The organism is Nonomuraea sp. NEAU-A123, assembly GCF_018603905.1.
Classification (GTDB): Bacteria; Actinomycetota; Actinomycetes; order Streptosporangiales; family Streptosporangiaceae; genus Nonomuraea.
The window spans coordinates 13047-33599 of record NZ_JAHFZZ010000038.1; the positions used below are offsets into that span (position 1 = coordinate 13047).

Below are 20553 nucleotides of genomic sequence, written 5' to 3' on the forward strand. Positions count from 1 at the left end.
TGACGAGGCGAGGCTAGCGGATCCGCGGGCCGAGCAGTTGCTCGCGGAGGGCGGTCAGCTGGTGGGAGTGCTCGACGGAGCGGGTCTCGTCGACCGAGTCGAGCGCCAGCAGCAACGCGTCGGCCACGATGATGCCGGTCAGCGGCTCTGCGCTGATGCCGGTGGGGGTGTGGGGGGCGGCCAGCACGGCGTCGACCCGGTCGGCGAAGGTGCCGCCCAGGTCGTCCGAGATGAGGATCACGCCGGCGCCCACCGCGTGCGCCCGGTCGATCAGGACCGTGAGCTCCCTGAGCTTGCGGGCGGGCTGGAAGATGACGACGGCCTCGCCGTGCTGGAGCGAGAGCAGGTCGTCGGCCAGCGCGAAGCCGGTGGCGGAGACCGCGCGGGCGCGGTGGCCGCGGCGGCCCAGCTTGAGCGCGAAGTAGCGCGCCGACGGCTCGGAGGCGCCCGCGCCGTAGACGAGCACCGAGCTCGCGTGGGCCATCACCTCGATCGCGCGCTGGAACGCCTCGGCGTCATAGAGCCGCCGGCAGTGGTCGACGCGCTCGCGGGCCTCGTCGAAGACCCTGGTCCAGATCGCCGAAAGGTCGTGGCCCACATGGCTGATGCGCTGCCGCAGGCGTACGTCGGGCGCGACCGCCGAGGTGAACTCGCCGGCCAGCGCCCGCTTGAGCCCCGGCAGCCCGCCGAAGCCGAGCCGCTGCATGGTGCGGATCACGGTGGCGTTGCTCGTGCCGGAGGCCGTGCCCAGCTCCTGCGCGCTGGAGAAGAGGATCTGCTCGGGCGCGGCGGAGACCAGAAACTGGCACACGGCTCGCTCGGCGGGCGACAGCTCGTCCCAGAGCTGCTTGACCGCGCTCCTGAGCTGCTCGATCGGGCTGTGTGAATTTTCCATTACGACTCTTGACTCCCGTGTAGCGCTCATTACTCTTGCTTGGAAACGACCGCTACAGACTCGTTGCCTTGCTGAAACAAACGTTACAGGCAATCGGCCGGTCCAAGGAGAACCATTGAGCCTCACTTCCCTGCCCGTCGTCGAGATCGCCGGTGGTCCGCGAGAACGCGGCCGCCAGTACGGCGAGCAGGCCCGCGACCGGATCCACCGCGCGCTGGCCTACTACACCGAGGCGTTCGGCCACTCCAGCGGCCTGGTCTGGGAGCAGGTGACGCAGCGGGCGGCGCGCTGGGTGGAGCCGAGCAAGGCGTTCGCCCCCGACCTGGTCGAGGAGATGGAGGGCGTCGCCGAGGGCGCCGGCCTGGGCTTCCTCGACGTCGTCGCGCTGAACGCCCGCGGGGAGATCATCTACGACACCACGTTCAACTCCATGGAGCCCGACGGGTGCACCTCCTTCGCCCTGCTGGAGCAGGCGTCCGGCGACGGCCACGTCTACGCCGGCCAGAACTGGGACTGGCGCGACGGCGTGTCCGACACGCTCATGGTGCTCAGGGTGGTCCAGCCGGGGAAGCCCACGGTGATCATGCATGTCGAGGCGGGTCAGGTCGGGCGGCAGGGGGCCAACTCGGCGGGCATCGCGCTCAACGCCAACGGGCTCGGCGGGCGCTTCGACGACGCGATCGGCGTGCCGCAGACGCTGATCAGACGCCGGGTCCTCGACAGCGCCGACCTCAACACGGCACTGGAGGCACTGACCAAATCGCGGGCCCACATCGCCAGCAACGCGCTGATCACCCATCGCGACGGCTTCGCGATCGACCTGGAGACCACGCCGGGCCCGGTCGGCTGGATGTATCCCACCGACGGGCTGCTCGTGCACGGCAACCACTACCAGGCGTTCATGCCGCCCCAGCTCGCCGCCACCTATCGCCCCGGCTCGGCCGACTCGCTGTTCCGGGTGCCGCGCGCGGAGGGCGGGCTGCGGGCCGTACGGGACGCCTCCGGCAGTGATGAGGCCCGCAAGCTGATCAGGCACGCCATGTCCGACCACCTCGGCTACCCCGAGTCGCTCTGCACCCACCCGGACGAGACCCGGCCCCCCGTGAACCGGTGGGCCACCCTGCTGTCGAGCTGCGTCGACCTCACCACGGGCGACTACTTGATCGCGGCCGGCACGCCCTGCGACCACGAGTACGAACTCGTGCCCTGGAACCTCTACGACGGACCGCACGGAGAAGAGACGTTGTGAAGAAGACACTCGCCCTGGCCGGTCTGATCGGGCTCACCGCCGCGTGCGGCGGCCCGGCCGCCACCACCAAGGCGCCCGACCCGGCCAAGCTCACCCTGGTCAACCAGACGGCCAAGGCGACGGGCGCCCTCGACTCGGCCACCTGGCTGCTCGACGAGGAGCCCGGCACGCTGGACATGGACATCGACGGCAACACCAGCAACCGCACGGTCATGGCCAACGTCTGCGAACGGCTCATGCAGACGCAGCCCGACATGACGGTCAAGCCGTGGCTGGCCGAGAAGATCGAGCAGCCCGACCCGAAGACCATGGTGCTGACCCTGCGCAAGGACGCCACCTTCCACGACGGCTCGCCGGTCACCGCCGACGACGTCGTGTGGAGCCTGAAGCGGCACGCGGGCGAGGGCATGGACGAGTCCGACGAGTTCGAGGACGTCGACTCGATCACCAAGTCCGGCGAGGGCAAGGTCACGATCGCGTTCAAGAAGCCGAACGCGCTGTTCGTCCAGGCCATGGCGGGCGGCGGTGGCATCGTCCTGAACAAGGAGATCGTCGACAAGCTCGGCAAGGAGTACGGCACACCGGGCCACGAGGACGCCTGTAGCGGGCCATACCTGGTGAAGGACTGGAAGTCGGGCACCGAGCTGTCCATCGAGCGCTATGCCTCCTACTGGAACAAGGACGTCAAGCCGCTCACCAAGACGGTGACCTTCAAGTGGGCCGCCGACACCGCGCTGGTCAACAGCCTGACGACCGGCGCGGCCGACGGCGCGTACCTCTCCGAAACCGGCCCTGCTGTCGCGCTGCAGGGCAACCAGGCGGTCAGCGTCGCCTATGGGCCCACCACGCGGGTGTTCGTGCTGCTGCCCACCGATCGTGGCGTGATGAAGGACCCGAAGATCCGCCGGGCGCTGTCGCTGGCGGTGGACCGGGCGGGCATCGCCAAGTCCGGGTTCGCCGGGCTGGCCAGGCCGTGGAAGGTGCCGGTGGGCGCGGGCGCCTGGTCGTACGAGAAGCAGGCCTTCCAGACGGCCTATGACCAACTGCCGGGCGCGCCCGAGACGCCGTCGCTCAACGAGGCCAAGAAGCTCGTGCAGGAGGCCGGCACGCCCAAGGAGCCGATCGTGGTGGCCACCAACGGGGACGAGGCCCGTACGGTGATCGCCAACGCGGTGGTCGACGCGGCCAAGAAGATCGGGCTCACCGCGCAGATCAAGACCGTGCCGCCGTCGGAGTTCGGCAGCTTCTACACCGACAAGTCGCTGCGCGCCCAGGTCGACCTGGTGCCCGACGACTGGTACATCACCAAGTCCGACCCGATCGGCTTCTACGACAACGGGCTGACGGGCTCGGCCAACAACTGGGTCGGCTTCAGCTCGCCCGACTACGACGCGCTCGTCGCGAAGGCGCTGGCGGGCACCGACGACGCCCAGCGCGCCAAGGACGTCATCGAGCTGCAGCGGCGGTTCACCGCCGACATGGTGTGGATCTCGCTCGTCGAGGTGCCGTCCGCGGTCGTGCTCGGCGGCAAGGTGACGGGGCCGCCCGCCTCCCAGGTCTACATGGGCTACCCGTGGGCCGCCGATCTCGGTGCCAAGGGCTGACCGTGATCCGCAAGCTGGCGGGCGTACTCGCGACGCTGCTGGTCACCTCGTTCGTCATCTTCGGGGCGTCGTACGCGGCGCCCGGTGACCCGGTGACGTTCCTGGCGGGCGGCAAGGAGAACCTGACGCCCGAATATCTGGCGGCCGTCCGCGCCCAATACCACCTGGACGACCCGTTCCTCGTCCAGTTCGGGCGCTGGCTCGGCGACGCCGTGACCGGCGACCTGGGGCGGTCGACGCAGTACAACGACCAGGTGGGCGACCTGCTGGCGGCGCGGCTGCCGAGCACGCTCGGGCTGGTCGCCTACGCGGCCGTGCTGTTCGTGGTGTTCGGCATCGCGCTGGGCGTGCTGGCGGCGGTACGCGGCGGGCGGACCGACGCGGCGGTGGTGGCGGGCACGACGTTCGCCACCTCCGTGCCGCCGTTCGTGGTGGCCACCGTGCTGATCTCGCTGTTCGGCGTCCGGCTCGGCTGGTTCCCGGTCATGGGCGGCGGCTCGCTCTGGCACCTGACCCTGCCCGCCGTGACGCTGGCGCTCGGCGCGCTCGCGATCATCAGCCGGGTCACCAGGCAGGCCATGGTCGAGCAGCGCGAGCTCGACCACGTGACCGTCGCCCGCGCCTCCGGGCTGGCCGAGCGGCTGATCGTGGTCAGGCACGTGTTCCGCGGCGCGCTCGGCCCGATCGTGACCATGTGCGGGCTGGTGACGGCCGGCATGCTCGCCGGCACGGTGACCGTGGAGACCGCGTTCGGCCTCAGCGGCATCGGCTCGCTGCTGGTCAACGCGATCAACACGCACGACTTCCCCGTGACGCAGGCGGTGCTGCTGCTCATGGTCACCGCCTACATCCTGGTGACCACGCTGGTGGAGCTGGTCCAGCCGCTGATCGACCCCCGAGCAAGGAGGAGCACATGACCGCAGTGGCAACCCTGTCCCCGCGGCCCGCCCGGCCGCTCGGTTACCTGCTCGCCGCCGCCTTCCTCGCCCTGGTCGTGGTCGCCGCGGTGTGCGCGCCGCTGGTCACGCCGTTCGAGCCGGACGCGGTCGACTTCGCCGCCTCGCTCGCGCCGGTCTCGCCCGAGCACCTGCTCGGCGCCGACCAGTCGGGCCGCGACCTGTTCACCCGGATCCTGTACGGCGCCCGCACCTCGCTGGTCGGGCCGCTCCTGCTGCTGGCCATCGCCTCGGCCCTCGGTGTCGCCCTGGGCACGCTGGCGGCCTGGCACCGGGGCTGGGTCGACGCCGTGGTGTCCAGGGTGACCGACGTGATGTACGCCTTCCCCGGGCTGCTGTTCGTGGTGCTGATCGTGGCGGTCTTCGGCAACGGCATGACCACGGCGGTCATCGCGCTGGGCCTGGCCTACGCGCCGACCATCGCCAAGTACACCAGGAGCGTCGCGCTGGCCGAGTGCGGCAAGCCGTACATCGACTCCTATCGGGTGCAGGGCATGGGCGGACTGGCCATCTGCGTGCGCCACCTGGTGCCGAACATGGCCCGCTCGATCGTCGGCTACCTCGTGGTGCTGTTCGGCGAGGGGCTGATGAGCCTGGCCACGCTGAGCTTCCTGGGGTTCGGCGCACAGCCGCCGTCGTCCGACTGGGGCCTCATGGTCAAGGAGGGGCAGCCGGCGATCGTCCAGGGCGCCTTCCTGCCCGTGCTGGTGCCCGGTGCGGCCATCGCCTTGGTGGTCGTGTCGTTCAACGTGATCGGCGTACGGCTCGCCGACCGCATGGGCGTGAGGGGAACCTGATGCTGCTCTCCGTGGAGGACCTCACGATCGAGGCGGGCGGCCGGCGGCCGATCCTGCGCGAGGTGTCGCTGAGCGTCGGCAAGGGCGAGGTCGTCGGCCTGGTCGGCGAGTCCGGCTCGGGCAAGTCCACGATCGCCCGCGCGGTGCTGCGCCTGCTGCCGCAGGGGGCGACGGCGTCGGGACGGGTGCTGGTCTCGGGCGTCGACGTGCTCTCGATGAGCCCCGCCGCGCTCAGAGACCTGCGTGCCTCGCAGGTGTCGATGATCTACCAGGATCCGCGCTCGTCGCTCAATCCGGTACGCCGGATCGGCGACTTCCTCACCGAACGCATGGTGCACACCCTGGGCCGGCCCAAGGCCGAGGCGCGGGCACGGGCGCTGGAGCTGCTGGCCGCCGTCGGCATGCGCGACCCCGAGCTCTGCGTCCGTCAGTACCCGCACGAGCTGTCCGGCGGCATGCTCCAGCGTGTGGTCATCGCCGCCGCGCTGGCCGCCGATCCGGCGCTGCTCCTGGCCGACGAGGCGACCAGTGCGCTCGACGTCACCACCCAGGCCGAGACGCTCGCCCTGCTCCGCCGTATCCAGGCCGAACGGGAGCTCGGCATGCTGTTCATCACGCACGACCTGCACCTGGCCGCCGCCTACTGTGACCGGGTGCACGTGCTGTACGCGGGGACGGTGGTGGAGTCCCGGCCGGCCAAGGAGCTGTTCGCCGATCCGCGGCATCCGTACACCGCCGGGCTGCTCGCCTGCACGCCCGAGCTCGGCGACCCGCGCCCGATCCGCCCCATCCCCGGGCGGCCGCCGTCGCTCGACGACGCGTTCACCGGGTGCCCGTTCGCGCCGCGCTGCCCGCACGCGAGCGCCGAGTGCGACACCTGGCAGCCGCACCCCCTGACCGTCGCGGGCGGCTCGGCCGCCTGCCGCCTCGTGGAGGCCTGATGCCGGCCGTACCAGACTCGATGCTGGTCGTACAGAAGCTCTGCAAGTCCTTCCAGAGCACCGTGGCGGCCGACGAGGTCTCCTTCGAGCTGCCGCCGGGCGGCTCGCTCGGCCTGGTCGGCGAGTCCGGCTCCGGCAAGACGACGATCGCCCGCATGCTGGTCGGCCTGGTCACCCCCGACTCCGGCACGATCACCGTGGCCGGGCGCGCCCGCGGCCCGAAGGAGCGCGGCAAGGCGGTCAGGCTGCGCAGGGCCCGCGAGATCCAGATGGTCTTCCAGGATCCCTACCTCTCGCTGGACCCCCGGCTGACCGCGACCGAATGCCTGCACACCTCGCTCCGCCTGCACGGCAAGCCGGTCGGCCGCGCCACCGAACTCCTCGACCAGGTGGGCCTCGGCAGCCGCGAGGCCGGCGCGCGCCCGCACCAACTGAGCGGCGGCCAGCGGCAGCGCCTCGCGATCGCCAGGGCCCTCGCGGTCGAGCCGTCGGTGCTCGTGCTCGACGAGGCCGTGGCCGCGCTCGACGTCTCCATCCAGGCCCAGATCCTGGAGCTGCTGGCCCAGGTACGCCGCGACTCGGGCGTGGCCCTGCTGTTCGTCAGCCATGACCTGGCCGTCGTCAGGCATCTGTGCGACGAGACGCTGGTGCTGCACCGGGGGGTGGTCGTGGAGCGGGGCCCGGTCGAGCGGGTGCTGTCCGAGCCCGAGCACCCCTACACGCGCCTGCTGCTGGCCTCCGTGCCCGGCCCAGGCTGGGACCCGGCCAAGGTGGTGCGCTAATTAGCGCACGGTCCAGGTCGACGCGTTCGCGGCGGCGTAGTCGGAGAAGTCCCGGGCGGGTCGGCCGAGCGCCTGGCGTACGCCGTCGGCCAGGTGCGCGTTGCGGCCGTCGAGCACCTCGGCGAACAGCCCGTTGAGCCCCTCGATCTCGTCCTCGGGCACGCCCTGCTCGCGGGCCCCCGCCGCGAACTGGTCGGCCGTCACCGGCACGTAGGAGATGTCCCGGCCCGTGGCCTTGGACAGCTCGGCGGCCACGTCCGTGAACGTGAGCAGCCTCGGCCCGGTCAGCTCGTACAGCTTGCCGGTGTGGCCGTCCCGGGTCAGCGCCGCCACCACGACGTCGGCGATGTCGTCCACGTCCACGAACGGCTCGGCGACGTCCGCGATCGGCAGCGCGATGACCCCGTCGAGCACGGCGTCCAGCAGGTAGCCCTCGCTGAAGTTCTGCATGAACCAACTGCACCGGACGATCGTCCAGTCGGCCCCCGACGTCTGGACGACCCGCTCGCTCGCCTCGGCCATCGGCTCGCCCCGGCCGGACAGCAGGACCAGCCGCCCGACGCCGCCCGCCACGGCGAGCGAGACGAACGCCTGAACGTTGTCGAGCGCCCCGGGGAAGGCGAGGTCGGGATAGTAGGTCACGTACACGGAGTCGACGCCGTCCAACGCCGGCGCCCACGTCGACCGGTCGGTCCAGTCGAAGGGCGGTCTTGCGGAGCGTGAGCCGATCCGCCACGGATGGTCGAGAACGGTGAGTCGGTGAGCCACGCGGCGGCCGGTCTTGCCCGTGCCGCCCAGCACCAAAGTTGTCATGGCTCCAGTAAGCCGCCAAAGGCTGAGACTCTCCATCGTTGAGAAGCGCAATCCCATATGCGATCGTCTAACCCATGGACCAGCTTGCCGCTCTACTCGACGGTCCGCGGGCGAGGGGCGCCTTCATGCTCCGCTCCATCCTCGATCCGCCTTGGTCGTTGCGGATTCAGGACGAGGCGCCGCTCACCGTGGTGGTGATGGTGCGCGGGCAGGCGTGGGTGGTGCCCGACGACGGTGACCTCACCATGCTGCGCCCCGGGGAGGTGGTGATCGTGCGCGGGCCCAAGCCGTACACGGTGGCCGACGACCCCGCCACGCCGCCGCAGGTCGTCATCCACCCCGGCCAGCGCTGCGCCACGATCGACGGACAGTCCCTCTACCAGGAGCTGGACCTGGGCGTACGCACCTGGGGCAACGCCACGGACGGCGGCACCGTGATGATCACCTGCACTTACCACATGGAGGGGGAGGTGAGCAGGCGGCTGCTGGAGGCGCTGCCCACGCTGCTGGTCCAGCGGGGCGACCCGCTCCTCCCGCTGCTGGCCACCGAGATCGTCAAGGACCAGCCGGGGCAGGGAGCGGTCCTCGACCGGCTGCTCGACCTGCTGCTCATCTCCGTGCTGCGGTCCTGGTTCGCCACCCACGAGGCGCCGGCCTGGTATCGGGCCCAGAGCGATCCGGTGGTCGGCCGGGCGATGCGGATGCTGCAGAACAACCCGGCCCACCCGTGGACGGTCGCCACGCTGGCCGCGCAGGTGGGCGTCTCGCGGGCCTCGCTGGCCAGGCGCTTCACCGAGCTGGTCGGCGAGCCGCCCATGGCGTTCCTGACCGGCTGGCGGCTGGCTCTGGCCGCCGACCTGCTGCGCGAGCCCGACACGACGATCGGCTCGGTGGCCAGGCAGGTCGGCTATGGCAGCCCGTTCGCGCTCAGCGCGGCCTTCAAGCGGGTGCGCGGCGTCAGCCCGCAGCAGCATCGGGCCGTCCGATGAGACCGTTGCTGCTGCTGGACGTCGACGGTGTGCTCAACCCGTTCAGGCGGCCCACACCCGACTTCCGCCGGTACGAGTGCAAGGTCGGCGAGGAGGCCTACACCGTGCACCTCAACCCCAGGCATGGCACCAGGCTGCTGGAGCTGGCCCTGGTCACCGGTGCCGAGCTGGTCTGGGCGACGACCTGGGAACAGCACGCCAACGAGTGGATCGGGCCCCGGATCGGCCTGCCCGAGCTGCCCGTCATACCCATGGGGCCGGACCATGGCAGTCTGTACGGCGAGATGTTCAAGACGCCGCATGTGGCGGCCTATGTCGAGCGCAGGCCGTTCGTGTGGTTCGACGACCAGGTGTGGCTGGAGGACGAGGAATACCTCAGGGGCACTCAGGGTCTCGATGATTTCCTGCTCATTCATGTTGATCCCAGAGAGGGTCTGACCAGCCGACATCTCGCCCAGGCGCACGAGTGGCTGACCCTCTCAGGGTTTTCTCGGGGTTCCTAGTGGGATATCTCCTGCCTGACTATCCGTTTCTCAAGTAGGTGCAACCAACGGAGGAACACGATGTACCGCTCACGAGAGCACAGAATCCTGGCCGGCGTCTGCGGCGGTCTCGCCGACAAGTTGGGCTGGTCTCCCACCCTCGTCCGGATCCTCTGGCTGCTGCTGTCGCTCATCCCAGGCCCGCTCTGGGTGGTCTACGTGGCCATGTGGATCCTCGTCCCCGAGGAGCCGAAGCGCTACTAGGGCGACCTATCCTGGAACGCATGAGGGCAAGGCCGCTGACACTCGTCCAGGATGAGCTCGTCGATTACGACAAGGCGATGGAGCGCATGACCGACCTCGTCGGTGAGCGCCAACGGGACGAGCGCCCGGACACGCTCTGGCTGCTGAGCCACCCGCCGGTCTACACGATCGGCCGCCGCACACCGGTGACCCACCTGCCCGACCCGTCGCGCGGCATCCCCGTGGTCGAGACCGGCCGCGGGGGCCAGCTCACCTACCACGGCCCCGGCCAGCTCGTCGGCTACCTCATCGTCAAGCTGGGCGAGGAGGAGGGCATCGTCGACTACGTGCGGGAGGTGGAGCTCCGGCTGGTCGCGGCGCTGGGCGCGCTGGGCCTGCCCGCGGAGCGCCGCGACACCCCGCCCGGGTCGGAGTTGCTGACCGGCGTCTGGACGTCCGAGACGGGGCGCAAGGTCGTGTCCATCGGCATGAGGCAGAGCCGTGGCGTCACCAGCCACGGCTTCGCGCTCAACGTCGACGGCGACCTGGAGCCGTGGCACTGGGCCGTCGCCTGCGGCATGCCCGACGTGGACATGACCTCTCTCAAGAGAGAGCTCGAGGCCACGTCGATGGAGACCGTCCGCTCGGCCGTGGCCACGGCTTTCGAGGCGTCCTAAGGCGTGGGCAGTTCGTCGACCGTCCTGCGTGGCCCGGTGAACCAGTGTTTGGCCGACAGCTTCCACCACAGGGCGATGCCGATCAGTACGACCCCGACCAGGACCGGCGCGTAGTTCACGTCCGTCCAGGTGAACTTCTCGTTGCCCGGGATCGCCGAGGGCTTGATCGGCATGATGAAGTAGATCGAGATGATCACGATCTCGATGCAGGCGATCCAACACATGGCCCGATATTTCCGGCCAAGCGTCCACGGGCCGGGCCGGAACTTGTCGCCCATCCGCAGCCGCAGCCAGATGGGGATGAGGAACGCCAGATAGAGCCCGATGACCGCGATCGACACCACGGCGAGGAAGGCCACCGGAGTGGTCGAGCCCGCCGGCGCCCAGAGCGCGGGCAGCGTGATCAGCGCGGCCACCACACAGCCCGCGATGATGGCGTTGACCGGCGTGCGGTTGCGGTCGACCTTGGACCACAGCCGCCAGCCCGGGATGGCACCGTCTCGCGAGAACGCGTAGGTCATCCGCGACATCGAGGTCACGCAGCTCATCCCGCAGAAGAACTGGCCGATTGTGGAGATCGCGAAGATCGCGGTGGCCAGCGGTGAGGAGAGCGCGGTCTCGAAGATGGCGCCCACGAAGCCGCCCTGCTTGTTGATCTCGTCCACGTTCGTCGCGGCGAACAGGAACGCCAGCAGCAGGACCCAGCCGCCGATCGCCGAGTAGAAGATCGACTGCCAGAGCCCGCGGGCCGCCGCCGTGGAGGCGCCCTGCGTCTCCTCCGACACGTGCGCGCAGGCGTCGAAGCCGGTGATCGTGTACTGCGTGAGCAGGAAGCCCAGCGGCAGCACGTAGAACCAGAACGGTATGCCGCCCTCACCGTTGCCGAAGCCGGAGTTGTTGATGGTGTCGGTGAAGACGAAGCCGAGCGTCTGGTGGTGGGTCGGGGCGAAGATCAGGATCGCCACCACGATCGCGGCACCCGCCACGTGCCACCAGACCGAGACGTTCTGCAGCAGCGAGATGAGCCGGTGGCTGTAGATGTTGATCAGCGCGTGGAGCACCAGAATGATCACGAACAGCAGGAACGCGTTCCCGAGCGAGGCATCCCAGCCGCCGCCGGTGAGCCGGTTGATGGTGATGTTCAGGAACGTGGCGCAGCCGTAGTCGACCGACGCGGTGACCGCGATGAGGCCGATGAGGTTGAGCCAGCCGGTGAACCAGCCGTGGATCGGCTTGCCCATGGTGGCGGCCCACCAGTAGATGCCGCCCGCCGTCGGGTACGCGGAGACCAGCTCCGACATACAGAGACCGATGATCAGGATGAACACGGAGATCAGCGGCCAGCCCCACGAGATGGCGATGGGGCCGCCGTTGTTCCAGGCCTGGCCGAAGGTGGTGAAGCAGCCGGCGAGGATCGAGATGATGGAGAAGGAGATGGCGAAGTTGGAGAAACCGCTCCAGGTCCTCGCCAGTTCCTGCTTGTAACCGAGTTCGGCGAGGCGCTTGGAATCCTCTTCTGTGGTCATTGAGGTCTCCCTGGGGGGTATGTGAAGGAGGGGACTCTCTGGGTATTTGGTCTAGGTCTAGACCATTTCCATCTCACAGGCAAGGCGTTACAGCGGAGTTTCGAGCTGGTAAGGACCGTTCTTTACCTAAATACGGCTGTCCGGGATCGCCGTGCCGGGCTTCCTGCGGTCGAGCGCGGCGAACCGGTGCAGGCCGACCAGCAGGTAGCCCATGGCGACGAACGTACCGGCCAGCGCCAGTCCGGCCAGCGTGAAACCGCTCCATCCGAGCCGGTCCACGTCCAGGAACGGGTAGACGTAGCGCCGCGACATGGTCACCGGCAACGTGGGAGCCCGCAGCAGCACGAACGCCCCGTACACCAGGGGGAAGGCGAGCCAGATGAGCGGGTCGGCCCAGCGCGGGCGCCGATCCCGGTCGAAGGCCAGCCAGTCGGTCAGCGCCATGACCGGTGTGACGTAGTGCAGCAGGAAGTTGCCGATCTGCCTGGTGCCGCCCGCGAGCAGTGGCAGCGGGTTCGCGCCGTGCCCCAGCGTGAAGTGCGCGACCAGGCCGGTGATCACCAGGTAGAGCGTGACCGCGCCCTTGATGGTCGCCGACGTCTCGCGGCCCAGCAGCCGCCAGCCGTAGTAGAGCGCCAGGATGAGGTTGCTCTGGACGGTGAAGTACACCCACGGCGTACGGATCGACACCCAGGTGCAGACGATCCCGGCAACGGCCGCACCGACCAGGAGTAACCGCCAGCCCACCCGCATCCGGCCAGACTAATCGGCGAACCGCATATGCACCGCATACGAGATCGCGGCCCCCACGGCGTACCAGAACAGGTCGGGCGCGTTGAAGGTGCTGCCCAGCAGCGGCCGGAGCAGCGGCGGGATCTCCCAGAGCTGGGCGAACTCGATCGCCCAGCTCAGCCCGGCCGCCCCCAGCGCGGCCCGCAGCGGCCGGACGCGCGGCAGGACGAGCACGATGAGCAGGTAGATCAGGACCGTGTAGAGCGCGTCGCCCGCGTATTTGGCGAACGGGCCGTCCCACAGCAGCCGCACCCCCAGCCCGGCCACGACGGTGACAACGGCGGCGGCGAGTACGGGCCAGCGAGACATCCCGCTCACGTTAGTAGCATCGGCTTACATGAGCGCGACGATGGTGGTGAAGGACCTCGCGGCGGGGCACGGCGAGCGGGTCCTGTTCTCGGGCCTCGACCTGGTGGTGGCCCCCGGCGACGTCATCGGGCTCGTGGGGGCCAACGGCGCGGGCAAGTCCACGCTGCTGCGCCTGCTGGCCGGGCTCGACCGGCCCGAGGAGGGTTCGGTACGCCTCAGCCCGGCCACGGCCACGGTCGGCCATCTGCCGCAGGAGCCGGAGCGCCGCCCCGGCGAGACGGTCGGGCGGTTCCTGGCCAGGCGCACCGGCGTCGAGCGGGCGCAGCGGGAGCTCGACGAGGCCACCCAGGGCCTGGTCGACGAGCGGCCGGGCGCCGACGACGACTACAGCGTCGCACTGGAGCGCTGGCTCGCGCTCGGCGGCGCCGATCTGGAGGAGCGGGCGGCGGAGATCGGGCTGCCGGTGGACCTGGAGCAGCCCATGACCTCGCTGTCCGGTGGCCAGGCGGCCCGCGCGGGGCTGGCCTCGCTGCTGCTCAGCCGCTATGACCTGTTCCTGCTCGACGAGCCGACCAACGACCTCGACCTTGACGGGCTCGACCGGCTGGAGGGCTTCGTCCACGGCCTGAGGGCCGGCACGGTGGTGGTCAGTCACGACCGTGAGTTCCTGGCCAGGACCGTCACCAAGGTGCTGGAGCTCGACCTGGCCCAGCAGCAGATCCGGCTGTACGGGGGCGGCTACCAGGCCTATCTGGACGAGCGCGAGGTGGCCAGGAGGCATGCCCGCGAGCGGTTCGAGGAGTACGCCGACACCCGCGCCCAGTTGGAGTCCCGGGCCAGGACGCAGCGGTCCTGGATGGAAAAGGGCGTCAGGAACGCCCGGCGCAAGGCGACCGACAACGACAAGATCGGCCGCAACACCCGCATAGAGACAACAGAGAAGCAGGCCGGCAAGGCCCGCCAGTCGGAGAAGCTCATTGAGCGCCTCGAGGTGGTCGAGGAGCCGCGCAAGGAGTGGGAGCTGCGGATGGAGATCGCCGCCGCGCCCCGTTCCGGCGCGGTGGTGGCCACGCTGCGCGGCGCGGTGGTCAGGCGGGGCGCGTTCACGCTCGGGCCGGTCGATCTGGAGATCGGCTGGGCCGAGCGGGTGGCGATCACCGGGTCCAACGGCGCGGGCAAGACGACGTTGCTGGCCGCGCTGCTCGGGCGCACCCCGCTCGACGAGGGGCACGCCACGCTCGGCCCCGGCGTGGTGGTCGGCGAGGTGGACCAGGTCAGAGGGCTGTTCGAGGGCGAGGAACCGCTGCTCGACGCGTTCGTCGCGCAGACGCCGGAGCTGCCGCCCGCCGAGGTGCGGACGCTGCTGGCGAAGTTCGGGCTGCGGGCCGCGCACGTGCTGCGGGCCGCCGACACGCTGTCGCCCGGCGAGCGTACCCGCGCGGCACTGGCCTTGTTGCAGGCCAGAGGCGTTAATCTGCTGGTGCTTGACGAACCGACGAACCATCTCGATCTTCCCGCGATCGAGCAACTGGAGTCGGCCCTGTCGAGCTACCCGGGCACGCTGCTGCTGGTCACCCACGACCGGCGGATGCTCGACGCCGTTCACGTCGATCGCCGCCTGAGTGTGAGCGACGGGACGGTCCTTGAGCTCGCCTGAAAATTTACACCGCCCAAGGAAACGAAGGTGAAACAATTTTCCGGCACTCGTTGACACGCAGTGTTCGTATGGTGTGCCTTTCTCTACACAGGAAACCCCCGCCTGAAGGTGAGGCACAATGAGGAAATGGTTCGCACGCCTGGCTCTGCTGGGCGTAGCGGTATTAGTTGCAGGTCAGGGCCAGGCGGCCCAAGCTGCGGAACCGGCAGCGGGGAAGAAGATCGTCCGCATCGGCGCGACACAGTCGATTGACTCGATGAACCCCTTCCTGGCGGTCAGGCTGGTCTCGTCGGCGGTCCAGCGTGAGATCTACAGCTTCCTGACCGTGCCCGACCCCAAGACGCTGAAGCCCAGCCCGGACCTGGCCGAGTCGTGGACGACCGCGCCCGACGGGCTCACGTGGACGTTCAAGATCCGCAGCGCCAAGTGGTCCGACGGTCAGCCGATCACGGCCGAGGACGCGGCCTGGACGTTCAACAAGGTCATGACCGACGAGGCGGCCAAGACCGCCAACGGCCCGGCCGTCGAGAACTTCGAGAGCGTCACGGCCAACGGCCAGGACCTGGTCATCAAGACCAAGGCTCCGCAGGCGTCCATGCTGGAGAACCCGATCCCGATCATGCCCAAGCATGTCTGGGAGAAGGTCACCGACATCGCCAAGTACGAGGCCGACGTCTACCCGGCCGTGGGGAGCGGGCCGTACATCGCGGTCGAGCACAAGAAGGACCAGTACGTCAAGCTCAAGGCCAACCCCAACTACTGGCTGGGCAAGCCCAAGATCGACGAACTGCAGTTCATCTTCTACGACAACCCGCAGGCCGCCATCGCGGGCCTGAAGAAGGGTGACGTCGACCTGATCGGCCGCATGACGCCGCCGGACTTCGAGTCGATCAAGGGCGACCCCAACATCGAGCAGTGGAACACGCAGGGCCGCCGCGCCGCGTACCTGGAGATCAACCACGGCGCCACCACCACGGACAACAAGCCCGTCGGCGACGGTCACCCCGCGCTGCAGGACCCGAAGGTGCGCACCGCACTGCACTACGCGATCGACAAGCAGAAGCTGGCCGACGAGGTGCAGGGCGGCCTGGCCAAGCCCGCCGACGGCTCGATCATCCCGCCGTTGTACAAGGAATTCTTCTGGGAGGCCACGGGCGACCAGAAGATCACCTACGACGTCGCCAAGGCCAACAAGATCCTCGACGACGCGGGTTACAAGAAGGGCGCCGACGGCGTCCGTACGATGCCCGACGGCAAGAAGAAGCTGGAGTTCCGCTTCAGCATCCACACCGACACCCCGATCGAGGACAAGCTCGCCGAATACCTGACGGGCTTCTTCAAGGAGATCGGCGTCACGCTGACCACGGTGAAGCTCGACTCCAGCAAGTTCGGTGAGGAGACGGGCGTCACGGGGCTGTTCGACATCGCGATCAGCGGCTGGTCGGTCAACCCCGACCCCGAAGAGGTCCTGGCCACGCACCTGTGCAGCCGCAGGCCCACCGCGACGGGCGAGGGCGGCGGCACCGAGTCGTTCTACTGCGACCCGACCTTCGAGAAGCTCTACCAGGAGCAGCTCAAGGAGCTCGACCGGCCCAAGCGCGTCGAGATCATCAAGAAGATGCAGGAGCGCCTCTACACCGACGCTCCGGTGATCGCCATCTACTACCCGAACGACCTTGAGGGCTACCGCAAGGACCGGATCACCAGCATCACCCCGGTCCCCGAGGACAAGGGCCTGATCTACGGCGGCAGCAGCGGCTATCCGTTCTACGCCATGGACGTCAAGGCCACCGCCACCGCGGGGTCCGCCGCCGACGGCGGCTCCAACACCGGCCTCATCGCCGGCGTGGTCGGCGGTGTCGTGGTCATCGGCCTCGCCGCGTTCTTCCTGACCCGGCGGCGTAAGAGCGTCGCCGACGAGCGCGAATGACAACTCCGCTCGAAGCGGCAGAGCCCGCCGTCCAGGCGGCGGGCTCTGGTGACGACCGCCCCGCCTACCGCGGCACGCTGAAGTACGCGCTGTCGAAGGTCGGCGGGGCGTTGTTCAGCATCGCCATGGTGATCGTCGGAACGTTCTTCGTGTTCCGGCTGCTGCCCGGCGACCCCGTGCGCAACCTCGCGCAGGGCCGCAACATGACCCCGACGCAGCTCGCCCTGGAACGGCACCGGCTCGGCCTGGACAAGTCGCTGATCGACCAGTTCTTCGACTTCGTCGGCAAGACGCTCCACTTCGACCTCGGCACGTCGTACGAGTACAAGCGACCGGTCCTCGAGCTCATCGGCGAGCGATTCCCCGCGACGCTGCTGCTCGCGGGCGGGGGTCTGGTCATCGCGGTCAGCCTGGGGATCTGGCAGGGCGCGCGGGCCGGATGGCAGCGCGGCAGCCGCTTCGACCGGGTCTCCACGGGCGTCTCGCTGGTGCTGTGGTCCATGCCGACGTTCTGGCTGGGGCTGCTCCTGCTCATGGTGTTCGGCGTCGGGATCGGGCCGATTCCCGGCCTCTTCCCGACCCGGGGCATCGAGAGCGTGGACGCGCCCGACGGCTTCGCTTACGTGCTCGACGTGGCCAACCACATGGTGCTGCCGTGCCTGACCCTGGTGGCCGTGGTCTACGCCCAATATCTGCTGGTCATGCGGTCGTCGCTGCTGGAGGAGGTCGGCCAGGACTACGTGAACGTGGCCCGCGCCAAGGGCCTGCGCGACGAGGAGGTCCGGCGCCGTCACGCGGTCCCCAACGCGCTGCTGCCCACGGTGACCCTGGTCTTCATGCGCATCGGCTTCGTGGTCGGCGGCGCGGTCACCGTGGAGACCATCTACAGCTGGCCCGGGCTCGGGCAGTTGTTCTACGAGGCGATCAGAGTGCCTGACTTCACCCTCATGCAGGGCACGTTCATGCTGATCACCGTGTCGGTGATCCTCATGAACACGCTGGCCGACGTGGTCTACCACATCATCGACCCGAGAGTGAGGTCGGCATGAGCTCGGTGGCCACGTCCCGCAGACGACTGGCGTTCAGCCGCTTCTGGGGGAGCTTCCGTCAGGAGCGGGCCGGAATGGCCGGGCTGGTGCTGCTCGTCGTCGCCGTGGTGCTCGCGCTGGTCGCGCCGCTGTTCATCGACGACAGCGTGACCAGCGTGGTGCGCGCCACAGGCAAGCCGTGGGCGGCGCCGAGCCTGGACCATCCGTTCGGCACCGACGAGTCCGGCCGCTCCATCCTGCTGATGGTCTGGTGGGGCTCGCGTACGTCACTGCTCATCGGCTTCCTCGCCGCCCTGCTGAGCATCGTGATCGGCATGGTCGTCGGCATCGCCGCCGGCCACTTCCGCGGCTGGATCGGCGCCGTGCTCATGCGGGTCACCGACTGGTTCCTGGTGCTGCCCTCGTTGATCACGGCCCTGGTGCTGGCGGCCATCCTGGGCGGTAGCACCTTGACGATCATCATGGCGATCGGGGTCACGACCTGGCCGTCGACCGCGCGGCTGATCAGGGCGCAGACACTGAGCGTCGAGGCCAGGCCGTACATCGAGCGGTCCAAGGCGCTCGGCGGCGGGCACTGGCACATCACGACCAAGCACGTGCTGCCGAACGTGGCGCCGCTGCTGCTCGCGAGCACCACACTGGAGGTGGCCAGCGCGATCGTCACGGAGTCCACGCTGGCCTTCCTCGGCGTCAGCTCGAACAAGACCTCCTGGGGCACGATGCTGCGCGCGTCCTACGACTTCGGTGCCCCCACCAAAGGCGCGTGGTGGTACATCCTCATCCCCGGCCTGTGCATCCTCGCCGTCGTCATGGCGTTCACGCTGGTGGGGCGCGCGCTGGAGGCCGTGCTCAACCCGCGACTCAGGAAGGCGGGCGCATGAGCTTGCTCGAACTCGACGACCTGTCGGTGACGTACCGGATCGCCTCGGGCGAGGTGCCCGCCGTGCGCGGAGTGTCGCTGAAGCTGGACTCGGGTGCCGCGCTCGGTGTCGCGGGCGAGTCAGGATCCGGCAAGTCGACGCTGGCCATGGCACTGCTGCGGCTGCTGCCACGGGACGCCCGCGTCGGGGGCCGGATCCTGCTCGACGGCGACGACGTGCTCGCGATGAAGTGGGGCCGGCTGCGTGCGGTCCGCTGGGCGGAGGCGTCGATCGTCTTCCAGGGCGCCCAGCACGGCCTCAACCCGGTGCAACGGATCGGTGACCAGATCGCCGAGCCCCTGTTCGTCCACGGCCAGGCCGACCCGCGGCAGGCCCGCAAGCGCGTGGCGGAGCTGCTGGAGCAGGTCGGGATGCCCACCTGGCGAGCCCGCAGCTACCCGCACGAGCTCTCCGGCGGCCAGCGGCAGCGCGTGATGATCGCGATGGCGCTGGCCTGCTCGCCGCGGCTGATCATCGCCGACGAGCCGACGACCGCGCTCGATGTGATGGTCCAGGCCCAGGTACTGACCTTGATCAAGGAACTGATCGCCGAGCAGAGCATCTCGCTGGTCATGATCTCGCACGACCTCTCGGTGCTCGCCGACGTCTGCGACCAGCTCGCGGTCATGTACGCCGGCCGTGTCGTGGAGAACGGCCCGTCGCGCGAGGTGTTCCACGAGGCGAAACACCCCTACACGCGGGCACTGGCGGCGGCCTTCCCCACGGTCGGCGACCCGGTGTCGCGGCTGGCGCCCAAGGGTCTCGGCGGCGATCCGCCGGACCCGATGGACCTGCCCACCGGCTGCTCGTTCCATCCGCGCTGCCCGGTGGCGCTGGAGGAGTGCGCGACCCTCGATGTCGGGCTCTGGCCCGCGGGCGACAGACGTACCGCCGCCTGCGTGCACGTACGGGCGAAGGAGGAGGCCTCATGATCGAGACGGAGACGTCCTCGGACACCGTCGACACGGCGCACCACACCCTGCTGGAGGCCCGTGACCTGCACGTGGAGTTCCCCTCGCGCGGGCGGCGGGCCCGTGCGGTCGACGGGGTGAACCTGTCGATCGGCGCGGGCGAGATCGTGGCGCTCGTCGGCGAGTCCGGCTGCGGCAAGACCACGCTGGCGCGCACGCTGATGGGCCTGGAACGTCCTACCTCGGGCTCCGTCGTGTACGACGGGACGGCGCTGGACTACCGCTCCAAGGCGCTCAAGGCGTACCGGAAGATCGTCCAGCTCGTCCTTCAGGACCCGATGGGCTCGCTGAACCCACGGCACACCGTCTACGAGGCGGTCGCCGAGGGCCCGCGCATCCACGGCCTGTCCGGCGAGCGGGAGATCGTGGCCGAGGCGCTGTCCAGAGCCGGGCTGCGGCCTCCTGAGCGGTTCTTCCTGCGCTATCCGCACGAGCTGTCGGGCGGGCAGCGCCAGCGGGTGGTCATCGCCGGGGCGCTGGCCCTGAACCCCAAGGTGCTGGTCGCCGACGAGCCGGTGGCCTCGCTCGACGCCTCGGTGCGGGGCGAGATCCTCGCGCTGCTGCTCAAGCTCCGCGCGGACCTGGGCCTGTCGGCGCTGGTCGTCACCCACGACCTCGGCCTGGCCTGGAACATCGCTGACCGGGTCGCGGTCATGTACCTCGGCAGGATCGTCGAGTCGGGCCCGGTCGAGCAGGTGCTGACCGCTCCCCGGCACCCGTACACGCAGGCCCTGCTGTCGGTGCTGCCGGAGTCGCCCGAGCGGATCGTGCTGACCGGCGAGCCGCCGGACCCGACGCGGATCCCGGGCGGCTGCCGCTTCCACGCCCGCTGCCAGGTGCTCGCCTCCGGCAAGGCGGCCGAGGCGGGCGTGGACGCCAAGTGCCGGTCGGAGCTGCTCGACATCCTGCCCGCCACCGCGGCGGCGCAGGCGGCCTGCCACTACGCGGAGCTCAGCGCTTGAGCTGAGCTG

At 69.5% G+C, this 20553-nt stretch carries 21 protein-coding genes; 16 read left to right on the forward strand and 5 right to left on the reverse strand.

All coding sequences use genetic code 11. From position 1 onward, the window contains the following. Positions 1–13 precede the first annotated feature (13 nt). Positions 14–895, reverse strand: coding sequence for a MurR/RpiR family transcriptional regulator (locus KLK06_RS55630; RefSeq protein WP_214644001.1), 882 nt, complete (start codon positions 893–895; stop codon positions 14–16). A gap of 115 nt (positions 896–1010) precedes the next feature. On the opposite strand from KLK06_RS55630, the gene KLK06_RS55635 reads away from it, so the two are divergent. The 6 genes from KLK06_RS55635 to KLK06_RS55660 are packed head-to-tail and all read left to right on the forward strand — an operon-like array spanning position 1011 to position 7224. Next, on the forward strand, positions 1011–2144 hold the full coding sequence (locus KLK06_RS55635; RefSeq protein ID WP_214644002.1) for a C45 family peptidase: 1134 nt from the start codon (positions 1011–1013) through the stop codon (positions 2142–2144). Beyond that, positions 2141–3748 (forward strand): ABC transporter substrate-binding protein, encoded by a 1608-nt coding sequence (locus tag KLK06_RS55640; protein ID WP_214644003.1) that lies wholly within the window; start codon positions 2141–2143, stop codon positions 3746–3748. Before KLK06_RS55635 ends, KLK06_RS55640 begins: the two co-directional genes overlap by 4 nt. Positions 3749–3750: 2 nt before the next feature. After that, positions 3751–4665, forward strand: coding sequence for an ABC transporter permease (locus KLK06_RS55645; RefSeq protein WP_308168964.1), 915 nt, complete (start codon positions 3751–3753; stop codon positions 4663–4665). After that, positions 4662–5501, forward strand: coding sequence for an ABC transporter permease (locus tag KLK06_RS55650; protein ID WP_214644004.1), 840 nt, complete (start codon positions 4662–4664; stop codon positions 5499–5501). The genes KLK06_RS55645 and KLK06_RS55650 overlap by 4 nt, the downstream gene beginning before the upstream one ends. Beyond that, on the forward strand, positions 5501–6442 hold the full coding sequence (locus KLK06_RS55655; protein ID WP_214644005.1) for an ABC transporter ATP-binding protein: 942 nt from the start codon (positions 5501–5503) through the stop codon (positions 6440–6442). Before KLK06_RS55650 ends, KLK06_RS55655 begins: the two co-directional genes overlap by 1 nt. Then, entirely contained in the window at positions 6442–7224 is a 783-nt protein-coding gene (locus KLK06_RS55660) for an ABC transporter ATP-binding protein (protein WP_214644006.1), read from the forward strand. Before KLK06_RS55655 ends, KLK06_RS55660 begins: the two co-directional genes overlap by 1 nt. On the opposite strand, the gene KLK06_RS55665 is transcribed toward KLK06_RS55660, so the two are convergent. Then, positions 7225–8037 (reverse strand): NAD(P)H-binding protein, encoded by an 813-nt coding sequence (locus tag KLK06_RS55665; RefSeq protein WP_250907556.1) that lies wholly within the window; start codon positions 8035–8037, stop codon positions 7225–7227. A 74-nt stretch (positions 8038–8111) separates the two neighbouring features. On the opposite strand from KLK06_RS55665, the gene KLK06_RS55670 reads away from it, so the two are divergent. From KLK06_RS55670 to lipB, 4 genes are read left to right on the forward strand one after another with little or no spacing between them, the layout of a single operon-like run. Next, positions 8112–9026: an AraC family transcriptional regulator gene (locus KLK06_RS55670; RefSeq protein WP_214644008.1), complete on the forward strand. Its 915-nt coding sequence runs from the start codon at positions 8112–8114 to the stop codon at positions 9024–9026. Next, positions 9023–9529, forward strand: a complete 507-nt coding sequence (locus KLK06_RS55675) for an HAD domain-containing protein (RefSeq protein WP_214644009.1) — start codon at positions 9023–9025, stop codon at positions 9527–9529. The genes KLK06_RS55670 and KLK06_RS55675 overlap by 4 nt, the downstream gene beginning before the upstream one ends. A 60-nt stretch (positions 9530–9589) precedes the next feature. Continuing rightward, a complete protein-coding gene (locus tag KLK06_RS55680; protein ID WP_214644010.1) occupies positions 9590–9772 on the forward strand; it encodes a PspC domain-containing protein in 183 nt (60 codons plus the stop codon). 20 nt (positions 9773–9792) lie between these two features. Further along, entirely contained in the window at positions 9793–10428 is a 636-nt protein-coding gene (gene lipB / locus KLK06_RS55685) for a lipoyl(octanoyl) transferase LipB (protein WP_214644011.1), read from the forward strand. On the opposite strand, the gene KLK06_RS55690 is transcribed toward lipB, so the two are convergent. The 3 genes from KLK06_RS55690 to KLK06_RS55700 form a co-directional block, all read right to left on the reverse strand. After that, positions 10425–11954 carry an amino acid permease gene (locus KLK06_RS55690; RefSeq protein WP_214644012.1) on the reverse strand — a complete coding sequence of 510 codons (1530 nt, stop codon included), beginning with the start codon at positions 11952–11954 and terminating at the stop codon, positions 10425–10427. The two genes, lipB and KLK06_RS55690, sit on opposite strands and share 4 nt — an antisense overlap. Before the next feature lie 126 nt (positions 11955–12080). Then, positions 12081–12707, reverse strand: a complete 627-nt coding sequence (locus KLK06_RS55695; protein WP_214644013.1) for a Pr6Pr family membrane protein — start codon at positions 12705–12707, stop codon at positions 12081–12083. Between the two features lie 9 nt (positions 12708–12716). Then, entirely contained in the window at positions 12717–13055 is a 339-nt protein-coding gene (locus KLK06_RS55700; RefSeq protein WP_214644014.1) for a DUF2809 domain-containing protein, read from the reverse strand. A gap of 28 nt (positions 13056–13083) precedes the next feature. On the opposite strand from KLK06_RS55700, the gene KLK06_RS55705 reads away from it, so the two are divergent. From KLK06_RS55705 to KLK06_RS55730, 6 genes are all read left to right on the forward strand, one after another. Further along, complete coding sequence (locus tag KLK06_RS55705; RefSeq protein ID WP_214644015.1) at positions 13084–14712, forward strand: ABC-F family ATP-binding cassette domain-containing protein; 1629 nt, start codon at positions 13084–13086, stop codon at positions 14710–14712. Positions 14713–14830: 118 nt separating this feature from the next. Continuing rightward, positions 14831–16642: an ABC transporter substrate-binding protein gene (locus KLK06_RS55710; RefSeq protein ID WP_214644016.1), complete on the forward strand. Its 1812-nt coding sequence runs from the start codon at positions 14831–14833 to the stop codon at positions 16640–16642. Next, entirely contained in the window at positions 16639–17691 is a 1053-nt protein-coding gene (locus KLK06_RS55715) for an ABC transporter permease (RefSeq protein ID WP_214644017.1), read from the forward strand. Before KLK06_RS55710 ends, KLK06_RS55715 begins: the two co-directional genes overlap by 4 nt. Further along, positions 17688–18572, forward strand: a complete 885-nt coding sequence (locus tag KLK06_RS55720; RefSeq protein ID WP_214644018.1) for an ABC transporter permease — start codon at positions 17688–17690, stop codon at positions 18570–18572. The genes KLK06_RS55715 and KLK06_RS55720 overlap by 4 nt, the downstream gene beginning before the upstream one ends. After that, positions 18569–19543, forward strand: a complete 975-nt coding sequence (locus KLK06_RS55725) for an ABC transporter ATP-binding protein (protein ID WP_214644019.1) — start codon at positions 18569–18571, stop codon at positions 19541–19543. Before KLK06_RS55720 ends, KLK06_RS55725 begins: the two co-directional genes overlap by 4 nt. Further along, entirely contained in the window at positions 19540–20544 is a 1005-nt protein-coding gene (locus KLK06_RS55730; RefSeq protein ID WP_214644020.1) for an ABC transporter ATP-binding protein, read from the forward strand. Before KLK06_RS55725 ends, KLK06_RS55730 begins: the two co-directional genes overlap by 4 nt. Positions 20545–20553: the final 9 nt, after the last annotated feature.